2 protein-coding genes are annotated in these 2223 nt (G+C 63.5%); one reads left to right on the forward strand and one right to left on the reverse strand.

Annotated elements, in window-relative coordinates:
• Window positions 1–144: 144 nt before the first annotated feature.
• Window positions 145–1077 (reverse strand): LysR family transcriptional regulator, encoded by a 933-nt coding sequence (locus VJS90_RS13180; protein WP_324122091.1) that lies wholly within the window; start codon window positions 1075–1077, stop codon window positions 145–147.
• A 137-nt stretch (window positions 1078–1214) separates the two neighbouring features.
• Between VJS90_RS13180 and VJS90_RS13185 the strand changes: the two genes are divergently transcribed.
• Window positions 1215–2223, forward strand: a 1009-nt coding sequence (locus tag VJS90_RS13185; RefSeq protein ID WP_324122092.1) for an acyl-CoA dehydrogenase family protein, incomplete at its 3' end; no start/stop codon positions are given.

Raw genomic sequence — 2223 nt, forward strand, 5'->3', positions numbered from 1 at the left:
GCTTGATCCTTGGAAATGCGAGCGTGGTTTCTCCTGTTGTGCATTTCTGTAGAAAATATTTTTCGAGTTTGGTTTTTCAGCTAAATCAATATGCGTTCTGGTTATATGGCGTCAGTCGTCCGGCAAACGCTTGCCGGTCCGGATTCAAGTGGGCATCGCCGCGGCGTCTTGCTCATCCCGCGCCACCACCGCCTGGCACAACTCGATGATCTGCTCGCGCATCCAGCGGTTGGCCGGGTCATGGTCAGTGCTCTCATGCCAGTAGAGGTGCGTCTCCAGGGCCGGCACTTCCACCGGAAGGCTCAGGTAGCGCAGCGGGTGGCGGCGGGCAAAGCGTTCGGGGACGGTCATGACCATGTCGGTCTGCTGCAGCACCTGCGAGGCCATCAGGTAGTGCTGCGACCGCAGGGCGATCTTGCGCTGTACGCCCATCTTGCCCAGTGCCAGGTCGACATGACCGAGGCCGTTGCGGCGGCTGGAGATATGGATATGGGTGAGGCTCAGGTAGCGGTCCAGACTCAGCGCGGTGTCCGCCAGCGGATGGCCTTGACGCATGGCGCACACGTAGCGGTCCTGCATGAGCTTGACATGGCGGACCTGCGGGTCGGTGTTGAGCGGTGCGTCGACAGCGAAATCGAGGCGGCCGGCGGCCAGCTCCTTGGTGGTCTCGCGGCGCTTGCACGGGAAGCTTTCGATCACCAGGGCCGGCGCCAGACGGCGCAGGCGCTGGAACAAGGGCGGCAGGATCACCGCTTCCGTCAGGTCGGTCATGCTGATGCGAAAAGTCTTGGTGGCCTGCAGCGGATTGAAGATTCGGCTTTCCTGCACCGAGGTGCGCAGCAAGGCCAAGGCGCTGCGCACCGGGCCGATGATGTTTTGCGCCATGGGCGTCGGCACCATGCCCTGGGCGGTACGCACGAATAGCGGGTCGTTGAAGGTTTCGCGCAGGCGCGACAGGGCATTGGAGACTGCCGGCTGGGTAATGCCGACGATCTGCCCGGCACGGGTCAGGTTGGCTTCGGTGTAGATCGCATCAAATACGATGAACAGGTTCAGGTCGACCTTGCTGAGGTTCATGGGCGCCACTCGTTGTTGGTTTTATGGGCCAAGCGTATATCGGTTATGAATGATAATACACGCCGAAAATAGGCTAGGTGGATAGAGCGGGCTGAACTAGGCTGGTGCCCATGTCCCTGCTTTCGTAAAGGTGTCCCATGGATTTCGCCTATTCGCCCAAGGTCCAGCAACTGCGCGAGCGCGTCACCGCTTTCATGGAGGCCCACGTCTACCCGGCGGAGGCCGTGTTCGATCGCCAGGTGGCCGAGGGCGACCGCTGGCAACCTACCGCGATCATGGAAGCGCTCAAGGCCCGCGCCCGCGCTGAAGGCTTGTGGAACCTGTTTCTGCCCGAGTCCGCGGCCGGCGCTGGCCTGACCAACCTCGAATACGCGCCCTTGGCCGAGATCATGGGCCGCTCGCTGCTGGGCCCTGAACCATTCAACTGCTCGGCGCCCGACACTGGCAACATGGAAGTGCTGGTGCGCTACGCCAGCGATGCGCAGAAGCGCCAGTGGCTGGAGCCGCTGCTAAGGGGCGAGATCCGCTCCGCGTTTGCCATGACCGAGCCTGAAGTCGCCTCTTCGGACGCCACCAACATGGCCGCCACCGCCGTGCGCGACGGCGACGAATGGGTGATCAACGGACGCAAGTGGTGGACCTCCGGCGCCTGCGATCCGCGCTGCAAGGTCATGATCTTCATGGGCCTGAGCAACCCCGATGGCCCGCGCCACCAGCAGCACTCGATGATTCTGGTGCCCACCGATGCGCCGGGCCTGAAGATTGTCCGCCCGCTGCCGGTGTTCGGCTACGACGACGCCCCCCATGGGCATGCCGAAGTGCTGTTTGACGAGGTCCGTGTTCCGTACGAAAACGTCCTGCTGGGTGAAGGGCGCGGCTTCGAGATCGCCCAGGGCCGGCTCGGTCCCGGCCGCATCCACCACTGCATGCGCTCGATCGGCATGGCCGAGCGCGCGCTCGAGCTCATGTGCAAGCGCTCGATCCAGCGCACGGCCTTCGGCCAGCCCCTTGCGCGCCTGGGCGGCAACATCGACAAGATCGCCGACTCGCGCATGGAGATCGACATGGCGCGGCTCCTGACCCTCAAGGCCGCCTACATGATGGACACCGTCGGCAACAAGGTCGCCCGCAGCGAGATCGCGCAGA

The organism is Pseudomonas sp. (assembly GCF_035277045.1).
In the GTDB taxonomy this organism is placed as follows: domain Bacteria; phylum Pseudomonadota; class Gammaproteobacteria; order Pseudomonadales; family Pseudomonadaceae; genus Aquipseudomonas.